Source organism: Calothrix anomala FACHB-343 (genome assembly GCF_014696435.1).
Classification (GTDB): Bacteria; Cyanobacteriota; Cyanobacteriia; order Cyanobacteriales; family Nostocaceae; genus Aulosira; species Aulosira anomala_A.
Map to the genome: position 1 here is coordinate 1 of NZ_JACJQG010000004.1, position 17,154 is coordinate 17,154.

The following is a 17,154-nucleotide window of genomic DNA, read 5'->3' on the forward strand; positions in this document are numbered from 1 at the left end:
ATCAAACTAGTTTCTGTGCGAATGATGAAGCTGTTAATCTTATACCCAATGTGACGGGTGGTACATTCCAAGTGCTAGATGCACAAGGTAAAGTGATTAAAAATGCGCTCGCCGTAGACGTGGGCGCAGCCATCGCTAATTCTCAATTCCTCCCCAAAGCAGTCACAATCGACGAAGCTGAAACATCAACACAGGTTACATTAAAATACACCATCACCAGCAGTCAAGGTTGTACCAACTCTGCACAGAAAACTTTGACAATTTTCGCCGTACCAGATGCGAGTTTCCAAGTAGGTAGTGAAGCAGAAAATCAAACTAATATCTGTGAGAATGCTCTACCTGTGGAACTTATACCCAAAGTTGCGAGTGGTAAATTCCGAGTATTAATTGGCGACAAAGATATTTCTGATGATGCACTTGATTACCAATCTAATCCTCCGCATTTGATTCCTAGTGCAGTGAAAATCGGTGATGCACGACAAGTGACACTTACCATTGAGTATACAATCGTCAACGAAAATAACTGTACTAGCCAGCACGTTGAAAACCTCACCGTACATCGAGTTCCTGTAAGTGACTTTGAAGCAGAAATTTTCCAAATCAATGCTAATGGATTTTCCGTGCGAGTATTCGATATTTTACCAGCACAAAATAGTTCCATGAGGTTAGAGTGGGAACATCCCAACGGAGAAGCTAACACCAGCAATCCTGATGATAATGAGTTCTTAATTAGCTATAACTATGATTTCAATAATTGGCAAGCTGGCGCACAGGTTTCTATTACATTGCAGGTAATTACACCAGAAAATCTTGGTGGTTGTAGCAGCAATCCAGTTACCAAAAACGTTGCTATTCCCTTTGGTGCTGTACAAGGGTTTAATTTAGTGATTCGTAGTGGTACAAATGTACTTGACGAAATCTCATTGGGAAGCAATAACAGTTTTATATTAGGAGAGTTAGAGAAACAGAGTGAATCTCCAGCTGAATATACGATCGAAGCGGTAACTATCCCTGCTACCTTAGACAGCATAGTATTTACTTATACTGCTCCTGGTGATGAAGAGATGGTTAGTAGTCCAATGAATACACCCTACCGCCTACCCGATGGCTGGTTCAATATTGTCGGCGACCATATTATTCAAGCACAACCCGTTAAGGAAATTAACAACGTACTCTGGTTAGGGGTAACTTCGACTACAATCATTCACATATCTGACGGTGACACTGGTACAAATACCCCTACCCCATCTACACCTAAGTCCGCTACATTACTTAATCGCCTACGTGTCCTATTTGACACTAAAGAGTGGAATATTCAGGAGATCAAAGGCGTTAATCCTAATGGATAAACTGCTCAATCTTTGGGTAACTACTCCCAATACCCACAAAGGAGAGAATTGTAGCCTCTAGCCCCTAGCCCCTGCTATGACTAAACAACGCCACATCATTGGAAAAACTGTATTAGAACTCGATACTGGGCAAATAGCTGATGTATGGAGTTTACAGGAAGATATGAGCCGCTTGTTGCAGCAGCAGGGCGTGCAGGAAATGGAGCGTCTTTTTGATCAATTGCTGGGGGATGAGCAGGTGATTCGCCTGGATCGGGTAGTGGTGGAGATAGGTTATATTGACCGCAGATTTTTAGCTGATGAATTTATCCGCAATTTAATCAAAGCACTTAGGGAGACTTTAGCAGATCATTTAGCGGATAGGTTGGTTGGTAGTGCAAAAACCGAAAAAATTACCCGCGATCGCTCTGGCTCAGATTGGGAGGTGTTACTCTACTTTTTACGCTATGGGCGCTTACCTTGGTGGTGTCCTTCAGGAGACTGGCTTACTTGGTTTCCACGTTGGGCAGCCGTGATGCAAAATGATACCAGTTTGCAACAGTCTCTGCGGGAATTACTGATAAATAACCAAGCAGCAAAGCAACGCTTAATTGAGCAGTTACCAGAATCTTTCCTACACCAGTTAATATTACAACTACAACCCGCCTGGGTAATTTGGTCTACCCGACTAGCACAAGCTCAAGGGCTGATGCAATCCGGGAAATTAGATAGTAGTGCTATTCGCTACCTAAATCGGCAAGCTTGGCTATTATTACTCAGCGAAATTAGTGCAGATAACGCACCTACCAAACCATTTCCCGCAAATTGGACTCGTAACTGGTTAGCCCAACTGTTGAAAATCTGGCAGCAATCAGCTAATTTTACAGATTATCAGCCGCAAATCTCCCAGTTTAACCAAATTAGTCAACAAATCAGCGCCGATCTGCAAGGATTTCCCAGTGAAGAGCAGAGAATTTGGCTGACAGCACTAGAACAGGTGCTAACTGCTATCTCAGATCCTACAGCGCGATCGCCTGAACTGCCACAAACCCACCTGCAAACAGATTGGCAAGTTTTACTGTACTTTTTAGAACATGGTCGTTTACCCAATGAGGCAGCATCAACAACTTGGCAAACTTGGTTACAACGCTGGGAAACCGTCATCCAAACTGAAACCGCTTGGCAAATACCTCTGCGGCCATTACTGAATAATAATGTAGCAGCACGCCAGAGATTAATTATTCAGTTACCGCCAGCCTTACGCCATCAGTTGATATTGCAATTACAGCCAGCTTGGACAAATTGGTACACCCTGCTAGCTCAAGCTCAACAATTAATGCAGTCTTTGAGCCTCAACAGTGATAGCTTACAGAAATTAAACACACAGGCTTGGGAATTACTCTTAGCCGAAATCAGCAGCGATAACCCATCACTAAATCCCTTACCCGCCGCAAATTGGACAAGTAACTGGCTTGCTCAATTAGTGCAAAACTGGCGCTGGGGAGACAAGGAAGCAGGGGAGCAGGGGAGCAGGGGAGCAGGGGGGGAAAGTGATGAGTTGGCGGTTGATGTCAACGTCAAGCAAATTGCTTGGGAACGATTACGTAGTAGTATTGATGCTATATCTCGTGCTGAAAGAAACCTGTGGTTGAATGCCTATAACCAGGTGCTAAATTTAACTGCTACTGAGAAAAAAGAGCGATCGCCTCAGCTACCTCAAACCACTCCACAAACAGATTGGCAAGTTTTATTGTACTTTTTAGAACATGGTCGATTACCAGATGAGCAAGCATCAACAACTTGGCAAACTTGGTTACAACGCTGGGAAACAGTCATCCAAACTGAAACTACTTGGCAATTACCTCTGCGGCAATTGCTGATTAATAATGTAGCATCAAGACAGAGATTAATTACTCAGTTCCCGCCAGCCTTACGCCATCAGGTGATATTGCAATTACAGCCGGCTTGGACAAATTGGTACACCCTGTTAGCTCAAGCTAGAGAAATCATCCAATCTTTAAACCTGAGCAATGATAACTGTGAGCAATTAGAACAACAAGCTTGGCTGCTACTCTTAGCAGAACTGAGCTTTGATAACCCATCACTAAATCCCTTACCCGCAGCCAATTGGACTCGCAACTGGCTTACCAAACTTCTGCAAATCTGGCGATTAACACCGAACACAAATCAATTAACCGCAACTTCTCCCCCAGTGGAAGCAGCAGCACCGACACAAAACCAAGATGCAGTTCCCCCAGAAATAGCCAATCAGAAGCCGCAGCAAAACCTGCGTCAGCGCATCGCTGCATTCCCAATTAGCGACAGCACCCTGTGGCAAAATGCCCTTGAGCAGATGCTCACTGCTACACTTATTGATATCAGCACACCACCCTTTGAGACAAAAACCTCCGCCTTACCCCCAATTCCCCAAGAATCGACAGGTGTTCCTGCGCCATCTTCCCCAGAAACAAACATATTCACATACGCAACCCCAACACCACAGCAAAACCCATCGGTTGAGCAAGTAGAACTCCCGACACCAGAACCAACCAATCCCCTGAGCATACCCCCCCGACGGGCTAGGGGTTCGAGATTATCGAAGTCTGAAGAAACTGCGGGGTTGTATGTCAACCAAGCCGGAATCGTGCTGTTACATCCGTTTTTAACTGTCTATCTCGATGCAGTGGGGCTATTAGATGGCGAATCATTCCGGGATGAATTGGCACAGCAAACAGCAATTTACCTGTTGCATTACCTAGCTACCAAGCAAACCGACGCACCAGAATACGAACTAGTGCTACCCAAACTGCTTTGCGGCTGGCCTTTAGATGAGCCAGTTTCCCGTGGCTTAGATTTACCTGCAACCGCCTTAACAGAAGGCGAAAACCTGTTACAAACTGTCATCAACTACTGGGAAGCCCTGAAAAGCACCAGCCCCGACGGTTTGCGGGAGGGTTTTTTACAGCGTGCAGGGAAGCTTACCCAAGCTGATGGTAACTGGAAGCTTCAGGTAGAGCAACAGGCGATCGATATTTTGCTGGGTCGTCTACCTTGGGGACTCAGCATGGTGAAATTGCCGATGATGGATGACATTCTGATTGTGGAATGGCATTAGCAACTCAAGATTACTTTTATATTTAGGGGAAATTTATGAAAACCAACGAGAACCAAAAAAGCACAAATTCTCAGCCAGCGACGCAAAAGCCTTTTTTCGGAGCTAAACCAGAGCAAGCATTTTTTTCGTTAGCAAAAGAGCAGTCTACACCCTTTTTCCAACGGTCGGCTACTAGCGATGCTGATGCTATAAGTGAGTCAGTAGTGCAAAGAATGCCTGCTTTTGAAAGTGAAGTTAAGGATAATGGGGCAGTACAGAGAAAGTTTGTTAACCCATCACCGATACAGGCAAAATTGACTATCGGTGAGCCAGGGGATAAGTACGAGCAGGAAGCAGATCGGGTAGCATCCCAAGTGGTAGAACAAATAAATGCACCAGCACCCGTGCAGTCAAATCAAGGGCAGTCAGTACAGCGTCAGGAAGAAAAAAAAGAGGAACTTCAGGCAAAACCTGATATTACCAGTCTGCAAAGACAGGAGGAAAAGCCAGAAGAACTACAAGCGAAGTTCACTATCCAAAGACGCGAAGATATCGCAGGCGGGGAAGCTTCACCAGATTTGACATCAGCCATTAACAGCGCCAGGGGAGGAGGACAACCTCTAGATGCTAGTCTGCAAAAATCAATGGGACAAGCAATGGGGGCAGATTTTAGTGGGGTGCGGGTGCATACAGATACGCAATCAGACCAGTTGAATCGGTCGATTCAGGCAAAGGCGTTTACTACAGGACAGGATGTTTTCTTTCGGCAGGGGGCGTATGAGCCAGGGAGTCGTGGAGGTCAGGAGTTGATTGCCCATGAGTTGACCCATGTGGTGCAGCAGAATGGTGGGGCAGTGATGCGATTGCCTCTAGTAGAGGCGAGAAATTCGACGGTAATCCAGCGATTAATTGAGCAAAACACATCACACTGGAACCAGGGAGCGGCTGCGGGACCGGATATACACGCACACGCGGCTGCCTATAATATCCCCAATTTGGGTGCAGATCTGAATAATCGTGCAATCAACCAAGGACTAGCGAGCGACACAAAGATAGTCGTCAGCTATCCGCGAGCTGGTGCTCCCTATTTATCACATATAGTAATTGTTGCATTTTGGCATCAGGGAGTAATGCCTGCACAAAATCGAATTCGATACCATACAGCATATTACCACCGCGGTCATGCTCAACAAGGTGTACCAAACACACATTACTGGCAAAACGCTGCTGTAGTCAACGTATAGAGGTATTCAACAATTTAACCCATAGCGAGTAGTGCGATCGCCTGATCTTGTAGGGTGCGTTAATGAAATGTAACGCACCTTCAACGTACCAATTCCGGTGCGTTACGCTGTCGCTAACGCACCCTACTGGCGCGACAAGGCTAAAATGGTGCATTAATAAACCGCAGAGGCGCAGAGAACACAGAGAGAAGAGAAGAAATTTATTGCAACATTTTAGCTGTGTCAGTCCACTACGTGGATTTGCGTAAATGGGTGATTGGTTTTTGCAAAAGTGCGATCGCCGATCTTGTAGGGTGCGTTAAATTAAAATACGACACCATGATGATATTGCTTTGACTTTTGGGCGATCGCCTAAAAACCTGCTCCATCCCCTGGAATATATCATAAACTCTACAATAGCAGGCAAGGATAAAGATAATGGCTGAACTCAAACTTAGGTCAAAAGATCCAGATTCCCTCAGACGAATTATTCAAAGTGCTTTGTCAGAAAGATTACAAAGTGTGACAGCAGGAATTAAAAGAACACAAGAACGTCTTCAAGAATTTGAAACTAAATATCAATTATCGACGGGGGAATTTATCATCCGCTTTAATAATGATGAATTATCCCATAATTTTGACTTTGATGAATGGATCGGAGAAGCTCGAATGTTGGCACATTTACAACAAACAAAAGAATCGATAGAGGAGATTCATTTTGTTGATTGAAGACTACTTTCAGCAGATTCAGATTCTCATTGAATCCTCGCAAATAGTTCAATTATTTAATATTGAACCTGAAAAAAGAGGAATGTATGAAGGTTTTATTAGGGGAAAGCTGGAATTTGAAGATAATTCATTGCTGCATTTGAGAGAATTTGTTTATGTGGAAATATCCATAGATAGAAAAATGTATAGTTATCAATATATGAGTTCAGAGAATAATCTAATTTTTCGCTATGACAATACTGAGCATCACCGGAAATTAAATCTAACTACCTTTCCTCATCATAAACATGATGGAAGTGAGGATAACGTTGTTAAATCAAATGCTCCTTTTTTAGCTGATGTGCTAAAGGAAATTGAAAAAATATTAGTGCGATCACTTTGTTGATGATCATACAAAATGCGATCGTAAAACTTGGTCAATGGTTTTCAGTGCGATCGCCTGAAATAACCATTGAATCACGCAAAATCCAGATAACATCTCTCCGTCTTCCAGAGAGTGCCTATCATTTCAGCAAATGCTTAGGCGCAGCTCGCCTTAGGCATCGCAGGTAACAGAAATTTTTTGCTGGCACACTAACCTAAAAATAGAACGCCACAGAAAAATCATGCCGCAAAGAAAAACCGAATTTGATGTGTCTCGCTACATTCCCAGGAAGAACGAAACTCTATCTGAAAAACTGCTCAGGCTAGCTATGTTATTTCGTTTGGTGAAGCCGTTAAATGTAGATAAAGCAACAAAAAAAATGATCATGACAAACCCAGAGTTGTTACCGCAGTATCTCAACCAACAACACGGCGATGACATTGCCATTTAGAACTTTTACTTCCTTGACAAATTTTTTGTACAAATCCTTCTTGCTTTCATCTGGCATAACCTCAAGGAACTCAACATCACCGAAGGTGTCTATCAATTCTTTTTGCAAACTTGCCCCAACAAAAGCGAATTGAATGTTTTGTTGCTGAAGTTGCTGAATCTTGACTACTGTTCGGTCGATTGCTTCTTCAATAATCGAATCTCTGGGAAGTTTTCGCAGTACCTCAAGACGGGATTTAAGCTCGATAATTTCCGGGGTATCTTGGTTCGATGGCTGGCTGCTGACAACATAGTCCCTGAGTTTGATCGCTCTTGTTGTTAAGGCAGCATCAACGGCATCGACAACCTTTTTCAGTGAAACTGCGGTTCTATTGCTACAAGCAGTTTCGCCGTAAACCCGGCGACGTTTGCATCGCAATCCCATAGATCTTTTAGCATCATGGACATAACATTTCCCTCCGCAGGAACCGCAGATAATTTGCCCAGACAATAAACGCCCGCCAATATCTGTTTGTGTGGCACCCTCAAAGTTCTTACCCCACAGGCGTTGATTTTCTCTCAGCCGAGTTTCAATCTGTTGGTAAACTTCTTTTGAGATCAAAGGCTGATGGGTATTTTCTCGAATATCCCATTTTTCGGGGTTAACGCGATTAAATTTGACGTTATACCTAGTGTGACCTCGCAGCACTGGGTTCAACAACCAAGAGCGTAGCCCTGGAGGGGAAAACTGAATATTGAATTCTTTGATAAAGTGTTGAATAGTATTTCGCAGCGAAGTTTTTTGAGATAAAAAATATTGAATAATTTCCTGGGCTATTGCCCAATTAGTTTTTCCACTGGGCTGATGTATAGTCAGATCGGGAACATACTTACCGTCAACTCTAGCGAACCCGAACGGTGGCTGATAAGCTTTGTTTTGTTCGCGAAAATGCTCTAATCCGTGGTTTACTCTGCTCTGTAACAACCGAGATTCAAACTCAGCTAGTCCTGCCATTTGATTTAGAGAAAACCACCCAAATGGGCTGGATGCATCTTCTACGGGGGCATCTAAGATGACAAGTTTGATATTCAATTTTTCGAGTAGTGCGATTGTTTTAGCGATGGTCATCACAGACCTAGCCAGTCTATCGATTCGAGTGATCGCGATTTCTTTGATTTGTCCTTCGCGGCACATCGCGAGCATTTTGTTGAAGTTTTTCCGGCTGTCGCTTCGCCCAGATTCGATGTCAGAAAAAATCAAGCTACAGCCAGCTTTTTCAATTCTGGCGGTTTGTTGAGTCAGCGCGTCACTCTGTTCAAATTTCGATACTCTAACGTAACCGACCCGCATAAACCTCTAAAACTCAATGTCAGCGCAGTTTAACATAAAATGTCCGATGTTAGTTCATCTAGAGAGGGAAATGTCCACAAAAACAGCATCACTGTGCCGTGCATGGTGAACATACCGTTGTATACAGTACGATCGATGAGGTCTGATTCGGGGGTAATAAGTTCGCCGCGAATCACCATTGCAAAGATACCGCCCACGAGAAAGAAGATAAATGCGGTTACGAGGTATTGGATACCAATAACTTTATGGTCTGTACTAAAGCTAAAGTATCGCTTCCAATCACCTGGGGATTCGTGTTGAGGCTTGCCACTAGGAAGGGTGACGCCTTCAATTGAGATATTTGTCATCGGTTCTTGTCCTTTCAACCAGGATAGTTGACTAGTGGGGCTGACCCAGGTGCGACAGTAGCCCAACCAGTTTTAACTGATTGACTAGCGGCTTGGGCATACTCGTAAGCTGCTTGATTTTTTGCGGGTGCAAGTTTGTTGGTTGCAGCTTGGGCTAGCCATTGCTGGTATTGTTCGGGAGATTCAACTACCACATCTGCGTACATGGTTGCAAAGTATGTACCGCTATATTGAGAATCGGTGAGTTGGTACTTACCTGGGCGAATGGGTGTAAATTCAAAGTCAATGTTGTGGTTGGGAATGATGTCTTGCTTGAGGCGAAATGCGGGAATATAGAAGCCGTGAAGCACATCTTCGGATTTTAATGCCAAACGGATACGGCGATCGCTTGGCAGATGTAGTTCGCTACTGGTAACATCTGTTTCTGGATAGTGGAAGACCCATGCCCATTGTTTGGCAATTACGTCTATTTTTTCCACTGGTGCGGTTACAGCCTTTACTGGGGCATTTTTATCTTTAGGTGCTGCATAGGCTGATTCCATACCTACAGGATTATGCAGGTGTACCAATGCCATTGGCCCTTGAATCCCCATTTGTTCGTAGATTTGGTAGCTGTAACTGGCAATCCAAAATACTAAGAGGATGGGAATGGCTGTCCAAACTACTTCTAGGGTAATATTACCTTCAATTGGCGGGCCGTCGCTGTAATCACCCTTTGGTGCCCGATGGAAAAGAATCGAATACATGAGAGTAGCAGTCACTCCCAAAAAGATAAAGGCACCTAAGGTAACTAAGAAGCTGATTAAATCATCGATGAGGATAGATTCAGCCGCAGCTTGTGGAGGAAGCCAGGTATAAGCCTGCTTTCCAATCCAGAAACTGATAGCAGTGATGATGGCGATCGCGATCGCGACTGCTATTAGTGCGAAAATATTGAATGTCTTCTGGGATTTCATGATCTATGAGGCGTTAATCGTTGGTCAAGAGTCAATAGTCAAGAGTCAATAGTCAAAATGCATTACTTTGGACTGTGGACTTTTGACTTTGGACTCTGCAAAGCATAACTACTTAAACGCTGTGTTTAGGTCTTGGCCTAATCGCAACAATTTATCTGCTGTGTTGTGGACGCCAAATTCGGCGGCTAGTTGTGCGCCTAAAGTGCCGTGAAGATACAAGATAAACATGACTACGACACCTGTTAACAGATAGCGCCATTGCACTTGTTTCTCTTCATCCCGGCGAGTAATAAAGCGCTGGTATCCTCTCCAAACTGTCATACCAATCATGATTGCTAGTAACAACACACCACCGACACCATGCCAAATCATGGTATCTATGGCGGGTAATCCCCAAGCGCTTTTCACATCAGCTGGTGGTTGTGCTAGCAACATTTCGTAAAAGCCAGCAGCGACTGTAAAAAAGGTAATGGTAGATGCGGCTACCATGTTGTACCAGCCAACATCAAATAGGTTATTACGTTCAACAGAAATAGCGAAAAATTTAAAGACCCATTTTTGGAAGGGAAACAGCGCCCCAACGATATCAAAGGTAATCCCAATGATGAATAAACCTAAAGTTAGATGGACTAAGTTGGGATGAACTGGAATACTGTAAGGTAAGCCGTTTGGGCCGAGTTGCCCGCTAAATTGGTTAATTAGTTCTGAGTTCATGGCAAAAGACCGTCTCTGAGTGCTTCAACAACTGGTACTGTATGCAGTCCATATACCCAAACCAGTTCATCTCCCAGGTATACTTGCAAGCCAACTATTGCGGTTAAAATCGCCCCAGCACCGAGATAATAAATTGTTAATCTCTGAGGGTCGCGGGCACGAATTACGTAGCGCCAAGCGGTAATGGCGGCAATAATTCCTGATAGTGACCAGCCAATCAGTGTATGGACGTTGAGAACTGATTTAGCTGCTTCATAAGGATGGGCTAAACCTGCTTCAAATTGACCAAAAATGATGGCAACAAAGATGGAAATTGTCGCAATGAGCATATTCCACCAACTTACCTCATATAGGCGAAAGTTGCGCGTAAAATAGCCAATTACATCACAACAAAAGGCGAATAGCACCATCGCAATGACAAAGTGAACTACGATTGGATGGAGCGTATCCGGATAGGGTAAATTGTGGTCATTCAAATTTGTTAGATAATCAAACACGGCATTCTCCTAGTCATATTTGCTTAACCTCAAACAAACTCGCACGATTGACACTCAAGAGCTTTAACCACAATTTTTCTACCATTACCGGAATATAGAATTACATATATTTGGGGCGATATCCGGTTGTTTAAATATTAGGTTAGTGGTAGAGGAACTGAGTGCTGGAGTTCAATCGTGAGTTTGGGATTTTAGTCTTGATTCATTGGTTCATGGGGATTTTTTGAGATAACGGCTCTTGATGTTCACCAAAGAAAATCGCCGTTTTCTCTTTGATTAATTAAACCTATCTATTAGCTTAAGGATTTTTTTACTAGTTGTCAAAACAGTGAAAATAAAAATCTTTGGAGTAGTTTTTTTATCAAAAAGTTGTTTTGTGATATGTAGCGCAACTAGCAGCTTGATAAAACTTAAATGTAACTATCAAAAAAATTGTTTAATTGCGCACAATTTAATATTATTAATTTGTGATTTTGAGTACAAAAGCTTTGAAAGAGAGTAATTTATTGCAATTAATGTGCGCAAATGAATCGGCAATATATATGTTGATTATAACTGAGAGAAAATTCTGCAAATGCGGTTAATTATAGGATGTGATATTAAGCTTTTACAATTTATCGCCACCTGTAGAGAAATAATATATCTGAAGATAGGATTATTTAGCAATAAATAAAAAGTGCGATCGCGCGCTGCTATAATTTTATTCCCCACTAGGGGATGTAAGCAGTTAATAGGCAAATCTTCAACCAAAATCGGAATAAGCTTCTTCCAGCTACCTGTATGATGAAAACAACTCATCACCGGGAAAACAACATGACTACTTACAAAATCAACTTCCAAGATGGGGTTTTACGAGTTAATTTTGGCGAACCTTCCCAAAATGACCAAATTGTCAAAGATGCAGCCGCGCGACTAGAGGAAATGGCTAACGCTGGGGAATTGCAAGGAGGTTCGTTATTAAAAATTAACGGGCCCATCTCCATACCTGTAGCGTTTGTTTTAGCACACAAACTTGCCCATATTTACGGTGCAGTTGGTTTTTTCGATCCTAAGATTGGTAAATATGTGATTTCTATCACACACAATCCCGCGTATAAATTAGGAGACTTGGTTGATTGAGTAGCCAATTTAACTCTCTGCTGTTGCATAAATTTGGGGATTTACGGTGATGATACAGGGGGAGTAGTCGCATTTAAGCAAATTCACCCATGAGATGTATGCTTGCGTTTCTTGGTGGGGTGTGGTTGAGAATTGCTGGAGTATGTACAAATGACAACACAGATGGATAAGACAAATTCTATAACAATTGCTATTACTTGGTGTTTGGCTTGGGGCGATAAACGCGAACCTCAATATAGCTTGGAAGTGTTGCGGCAAATGTGTGAGGCTTTGAATGATGGGAAAGAAGTACCTGAAGAAGTTCAGGCGTTAGTGAAGCAAGCGCAGGAATTACAACATTTAGAGTTTCCAGACACCCTAGAAAAATTAAAGCAATTACCAGAGAAATATCCTCTGCTATGGAATTCTAAAATTGGTTTAGTTTATGGTGGTGCTACTAAGATTAAGCAATATGTTTTTGAAGAATCTAAACTCCCCGATATTCGTGGTGCTTCTGGACTTTTAGATAAAATTAACTTGGTTGAATTGCCTGCTTTTTTTAATGTCATCCCAGAGTCACCTCATTACAATTACAATATTGAATGCAGAGAAATAAAAAGATGGGTTAATGAAAATTTTGATAAAAAGCCCAATTTATCAGATGCTTTAATTCCTGAATTGATTATTTATTCAACTGGTGGTAATATCCTTGCTTTTTGTCCAGCAGATTTTGGAGATGATTTAGCTAATGCTATAGAAAAGCGTTATACGCAAAGAACCCTCACTGCTAATTCTTGTGCCGTTGGAGAAACTTTTAGAATTTTAGAAACTAGCTTAGGGTTGCTTAGAGATAATATTGAAAAAACATTTTGGCTGGAAAAATATCAGCAAGAGTATCAAAATAGCATTGTTGAAGCGTATTTCGGCAAAATTGATGATATCTCAAAAATTGAAGAGACATTTATAAAGCATAAAAGTTTTAACGAATTAACCACAAAATTAGCAATTCGTTTTAATCAACGCCGTAGTGGAAATTATAGCGAAAACCGTCCGACTCGTCGCTATCCGCCAATGTTTGAAACTCATCCTTACCTCAGAAGAGATGAAGGTGAGAAACGTTCTGCTATTGCTCATATACATCAACTAATTGGTAAACCTCATCTTTCTGAAAGTGTAATTTATAAACGCAGAATCGGCGATAGAGCAAAAACTGGGATTTCTGAAACACCCAAATGGTATCAAGATACTGGGTTAGAATGGGAACCGGGAATAATTGAAAGTTGGCTCGATAAATTTGAGTATTTTTTGCATAATAATTCCGAACAACGGCAGAAATATTATGGTAGTCAAAATGCTCAGACTAAAGAAATTAAAATTGCCCAATCTTTAACTCATTTGGGTAAAGTAAGCAATAACTATGTAGCATATATATATGCAGATGGTAATAACATGGGTGGTTTTATTCAAAACATCCGCACACCGCAAGAATATCAAGAATTTAGCCAAGATGTGGAAAATGCCACAAAATATGCTGTTTATCAAGCTTTAGCATACAATCTGCATCCGCGTGAAATTAAAGGTATCAGTGAAGCAGAATCAAAAGTTAAAGATGGAGATTTAATTCATCCATTTGAGATTATTACCATTGGCGGTGATGACATTTTCTTGATAGTACCAGCAGATAAAGCTTTACAGATTGCTAAGATGATAGGTGAGCAATTTGAAAACATACTTTTAGAGAAAGTCAAAATATCAGGTGTAAAAATCAAAGGCAAATATAAGGTAGATAATAATCTGCTAGTTGCTAATAAACACCATCGCTTTGCTGAAACGATATCTGAAGAGGCTCAATGTAAACTTAGTATGTCTACTGGTGTATTGATTACTGCTTACAATACGCCAATTTACTATGCAGAAGATTTGACAAACCAGTTGATGAAATCTGCAAAAAAATATGCTAAGTCTCTCAAAGAAAATGGCTATTATGGTGGAACGATAGATTTCTTTACTATGAAATCAGTCACAATGATTTCATCAAATATCGAAGAATTTCGCAAACAAGCATTAACTATTGATAACAGAGGTGCAAAACTTAAGCTTTACTCTGCACCTTATACAATACCAGAACTAGATAAATTTTTGAAATCTATTTACGCACTGCAAAAAGCTGAATTTCCTAAATCACAACTTTATCAAATTCGTGGTTTTCTAGAACGAGGTAAGCGAACTGCTAGTTTAAATTATTACTATTTTCGTCACCGACTGAAAAAAGGACAAGATGCACTGAAAGCCGACTTTGAAGATAAATGGTGTCCAGCTAAAACCAACAAAGGTAATATTGCACCTTGGATGTACGACTTAAAAGAAGAAACCTATGAAACTATCTGGCGAGAAATTGTAGATTTGTTTGATTTAATTAGATTTTCAGATACCGAATCTCCACAAACATCACATCAGGAGATTGCACGATGATAAAACTTCAAGCTTTATTAGATAATAATAAACCTAATCAAGTTGAAACCTTCACCATTACCGCCATAATTGACTCAGCATTATGTGTAGGTGCGGGAGGTTCTTCTGGTTCCTTAGCAGATAAACCGATTATCAGAAATTCACAACGTAATTTACTAATTCCTGGTTCACAGATAAAAGGCCGTGTACGTCATGAATGTGAAAAATTACTGCGTGGTTTAAGATGGGAAATTTCTGAATCTCCTCATGCAGGAAAAATGGTTATTCGTAGAGATAATGCACCTTCTACATTTAATCGTGATGAATACAAAATTACCGGATATGAAAATACATATCACTGTTTAATCAGTCAAATTTTTGGCGATCCAGTTTTACCTTCACGGGTAATTTTTGACGATTTAGTATGTACAGAAGAACCTGAAAATCTACCTGAAGTCTTGCGTCCTGGTGTGACAATTAATCGCCGTCGTCGCACCGCAGAAGAGCAAAAGCTTTATTTTCTAGAAACCTCACCCGCAAATGCAAAACTTCGGTTTCAGGGAGAAATTCACATTCAACCTAGCTTAACACCTGAACGACCAGATTATGCCAAATTATTAATTTGGGCAGGTTTACGACAAATTCATGCATTGGGGGGAAGTAAGTCAGCAGGTTTAGGATGGTTGCATTGGGAATTACCAAATATTGATGTAGGCGCTGAAGTTTGGCAATTTTTAGCAAAAGGAGAGATTAAATGAAACGTATTCAATTAGAGATTAAGGCGTTATCTCCCTTAGCAATTTCTCGACAAAAACCAGGCGGTTCGGTAAGTGAATGTGAAGATTATATTCCTGGTAGTGTGATTCGTGGGGCGATTGCGAGTGAAATTTTAAAACAATCTGGTCAAACATTTGCCAATCTTAATAAAAATGGTGATGATTTTCAGGCTTTATTTTTAAGTGATGAACCTGCGATTTTTCAAAATGCTTATCCTAATGTTTACAAAATTGATAAAAATAATTTTAGAATTGAAGAAGAAGTCAAAATATTACCAGCTACTGCCCTAAGTTCAAAGACAAATCCAGGGTTCACTACAGATGATAAAGGAAATGGTGTTTTTGATACTCTTTTTGATCGCTTTTGTGCAGATTACTACGGTTATGCATACGAACCAAATTGTCCTACTGATGGAAGTAGAGTAGATTCTCCTGGAATTATTTTCTATAGTGTATTTAACGATGAATACTATAAAATTTCGTCACAAAAGCGTTTATTAACTAGAGTAGGTATCAATAGAAGACGTGCTACCTCAGAAGAAGAAATTTTATATAGCATTGAGGTATTAAGTGAATCAGAATCAAGGGGTAAAAATCCAAAGCCAGTCAGTTATTTATCATCTATTATTGTTCCAGATAACTTATCAGATTTACTCGGTAAATTTATTGATAAAAATTCATTAAATTTTCGTTTAGGAGGTTCAATTTCACGCGGTTTAGGAAAAATCGAAATTCAGTCTAATATTTTAGAAATTCAAGATAATAGCAGCGAAATCATTAAAGAAAAAATTGAGGTATTTACTCATAAACTCTATACACGTTGGAAAAATCAATGGTCAATTTTTGGTCAACCACTTCAGGATTTATCAGAAAACCGTCAGTATTTCACATTAAATTTACAAGCAGATACAATCTTAACTGAAAAATGGCAACGTACAACTGTTATTACTGAAAAAATGTTAAAGGAATTTACAGATGTTGACGATGAATCATTAAAACTGGAAGCAGCTTATAGTAGTTATGACTATCGTTCTGGTTGGAATTCTGCGTGGGGTTTAATGAAAGATGTGGAGTTAGTAACTAATAAAGGTTCTGTTTACTTATTTAGCACTACTCAACCAAAAAAATGGTACTTAAATTTAGCAGAATTAGAGTTGCGAGGAGTCGGGGAAAGAACTTATGAAGGTTTCGGTAAAGTTGAAATTTGTAATGCGTTTCATTTAGTAATGAGAGAGGAGTTTGTTTAATATGGAAGATAATTTAGATTCGTTTTTGCAACATCAGCTTGAATTTAGAATTCAAAAGGCAATTGCGGAGCAAATGGACGATGTTATTGGAAAAATTCAAGAATTATCTAAGAAATTTTCTATTGGTACGAAAGATAAGAAATCTCCTTTCAGAAATGTGTTATCTGTTGCAATTAGTTCTACTTCTTCACTGGAAGAAATTAAAGTTTTTATCAGAACTCAGATTGGTAGGAGTGGAGCAAGCCCTATTTGGAGTACAAAAATAGGTAATGAATTATTTGCAACAGCACTTGTGAATGAGATTGACAGCTTGAAAGCCGATACAAGTAATATTGTTAGAAATCTAAGAAGTTCTATCCCAAAAAACAATCCACTAAATAACTATGTCGATAATCCAGATAATCAGAAAGAGCTTACACAAAAAATTCATCTTAAACTCACTCAACTATACTTAGGCTACCTTGCTAGAGAACATACTGCGTTAGTTGGAGAAGCCAAATTTAATTCTAATTCTCAAAATTAATAGGTCATATCAAGGAGTAAGTATAAT

Annotated in this window: 14 protein-coding genes and 1 pseudogene; 10 read left to right on the plus strand and 5 right to left on the minus strand. The window is 40.6% G+C overall.

What is annotated here, in order from left to right:
- The 5 genes from H6G08_RS02765 to H6G08_RS02785 form a co-directional block, all read left to right on the plus strand.
- The coding region (locus H6G08_RS02765) for a hypothetical protein (protein ID WP_190538770.1) at positions 1–1,349 on the plus strand (1,349 nt) is incomplete at its 5' end.
- Between the two features lie 76 nt (positions 1,350–1,425).
- Positions 1,426–4,443, plus strand: coding sequence for a contractile injection system tape measure protein (locus H6G08_RS02770; protein ID WP_190538771.1), 3,018 nt, complete (start codon positions 1,426–1,428; stop codon positions 4,441–4,443).
- A 35-nt stretch (positions 4,444–4,478) separates the two neighbouring features.
- Entirely contained in the window at positions 4,479–5,666 is a 1,188-nt protein-coding gene (locus H6G08_RS36850) for an eCIS core domain-containing protein (protein ID WP_199322341.1), read from the plus strand.
- A 417-nt stretch (positions 5,667–6,083) separates the two neighbouring features.
- Complete coding sequence (locus H6G08_RS02780) at positions 6,084–6,374, plus strand: hypothetical protein (protein ID WP_190538772.1); 291 nt, start codon at positions 6,084–6,086, stop codon at positions 6,372–6,374.
- On the plus strand, positions 6,364–6,759 hold the full coding sequence (locus H6G08_RS02785) for a toxin-antitoxin system TumE family protein (RefSeq protein WP_190538773.1): 396 nt from the start codon (positions 6,364–6,366) through the stop codon (positions 6,757–6,759). The genes H6G08_RS02780 and H6G08_RS02785 overlap by 11 nt, the downstream gene beginning before the upstream one ends.
- A 382-nt stretch (positions 6,760–7,141) precedes the next feature.
- Here H6G08_RS02785 and xisF read toward each other — a convergent pair whose 3' ends face one another.
- From xisF to H6G08_RS02810, 5 genes and pseudogenes are all read right to left on the minus strand, one after another.
- Positions 7,142–8,518, minus strand: a complete 1,377-nt coding sequence (gene xisF, locus H6G08_RS02790; protein ID WP_190538774.1) for a fdxN element excision recombinase XisF — start codon at positions 8,516–8,518, stop codon at positions 7,142–7,144.
- Positions 8,519–8,577: 59 nt separating this feature from the next.
- A pseudogene (locus H6G08_RS02795) lies at positions 8,578–8,865 on the minus strand (cbb3-type cytochrome c oxidase subunit I); the annotation flags it as partial.
- A gap of 14 nt (positions 8,866–8,879) precedes the next feature.
- Positions 8,880–9,821, minus strand: a complete 942-nt coding sequence (locus H6G08_RS02800) for a cytochrome c oxidase subunit II (RefSeq protein WP_190538775.1) — start codon at positions 9,819–9,821, stop codon at positions 8,880–8,882.
- A gap of 108 nt (positions 9,822–9,929) precedes the next feature.
- Complete coding sequence (locus H6G08_RS02805; protein WP_190538776.1) at positions 9,930–10,535, minus strand: DUF2231 domain-containing protein; 606 nt, start codon at positions 10,533–10,535, stop codon at positions 9,930–9,932.
- Positions 10,532–11,032, minus strand: a complete 501-nt coding sequence (locus tag H6G08_RS02810; protein ID WP_190538777.1) for a DUF2231 domain-containing protein — start codon at positions 11,030–11,032, stop codon at positions 10,532–10,534. Before H6G08_RS02810 ends, H6G08_RS02805 begins: the two co-directional genes overlap by 4 nt.
- 813 nt (positions 11,033–11,845) lie before the next feature.
- Here H6G08_RS02810 and H6G08_RS02815 point away from each other — a divergent pair.
- The 5 genes from H6G08_RS02815 (at position 11,846) to H6G08_RS02835 (ending at position 17,127) form a co-directional block, all read left to right on the plus strand.
- Positions 11,846–12,151: a CRISPR-associated protein Csx3 gene (locus H6G08_RS02815; protein ID WP_096642009.1), complete on the plus strand. Its 306-nt coding sequence runs from the start codon at positions 11,846–11,848 to the stop codon at positions 12,149–12,151.
- Between the two features lie 150 nt (positions 12,152–12,301).
- The gene (gene cas10, locus H6G08_RS02820) at positions 12,302–14,602 is read left to right on the plus strand and encodes a type III-B CRISPR-associated protein Cas10/Cmr2 (RefSeq protein ID WP_242046045.1); all 2,301 of its coding nucleotides are present in this window, start codon (positions 12,302–12,304) and stop codon (positions 14,600–14,602) included.
- On the plus strand, positions 14,599–15,339 hold the full coding sequence (locus H6G08_RS02825) for an RAMP superfamily CRISPR-associated protein (RefSeq protein WP_190538778.1): 741 nt from the start codon (positions 14,599–14,601) through the stop codon (positions 15,337–15,339). Before cas10 ends, H6G08_RS02825 begins: the two co-directional genes overlap by 4 nt.
- On the plus strand, positions 15,336–16,604 hold the full coding sequence (csx10, locus tag H6G08_RS02830) for a type III-D CRISPR-associated RAMP protein Csx10 (RefSeq protein ID WP_190538779.1): 1,269 nt from the start codon (positions 15,336–15,338) through the stop codon (positions 16,602–16,604). The genes H6G08_RS02825 and csx10 overlap by 4 nt, the downstream gene beginning before the upstream one ends.
- Before the next feature lies 1 nt (position 16,605).
- On the plus strand, positions 16,606–17,127 hold the full coding sequence (locus tag H6G08_RS02835) for a hypothetical protein (RefSeq protein WP_190538780.1): 522 nt from the start codon (positions 16,606–16,608) through the stop codon (positions 17,125–17,127).
- The last annotated feature ends 27 nt before the right edge of the window (positions 17,128–17,154 follow it).

Coding starts and splice junctions, on each gene's coding strand:
- cas10 (WP_242046045.1), top strand. CDS start 12,302: ATGACAACACAGATGGATAAGACAAATTCTATAACAATTGCTATTACT.
- H6G08_RS36850 (WP_199322341.1), top strand. CDS start 4,479: ATGAAAACCAACGAGAACCAAAAAAGCACAAATTCTCAGCCAGCGACG.
- H6G08_RS02835 (WP_190538780.1), top strand. CDS start 16,606: ATGGAAGATAATTTAGATTCGTTTTTGCAACATCAGCTTGAATTTAGA.
- H6G08_RS02770 (WP_190538771.1), top strand. CDS start 1,426: ATGACTAAACAACGCCACATCATTGGAAAAACTGTATTAGAACTCGAT.
- xisF (WP_190538774.1), bottom strand. CDS start 8,518: ATGCGGGTCGGTTACGTTAGAGTATCGAAATTTGAACAGAGTGACGCG.
- H6G08_RS02780 (WP_190538772.1), top strand. CDS start 6,084: ATGGCTGAACTCAAACTTAGGTCAAAAGATCCAGATTCCCTCAGACGA.
- H6G08_RS02800 (WP_190538775.1), bottom strand. CDS start 9,821: ATGAAATCCCAGAAGACATTCAATATTTTCGCACTAATAGCAGTCGCG.
- H6G08_RS02815 (WP_096642009.1), top strand. CDS start 11,846: ATGACTACTTACAAAATCAACTTCCAAGATGGGGTTTTACGAGTTAAT.
- H6G08_RS02805 (WP_190538776.1), bottom strand. CDS start 10,535: ATGAACTCAGAACTAATTAACCAATTTAGCGGGCAACTCGGCCCAAAC.
- csx10 (WP_190538779.1), top strand. CDS start 15,336: ATGAAACGTATTCAATTAGAGATTAAGGCGTTATCTCCCTTAGCAATT.
- H6G08_RS02825 (WP_190538778.1), top strand. CDS start 14,599: ATGATAAAACTTCAAGCTTTATTAGATAATAATAAACCTAATCAAGTT.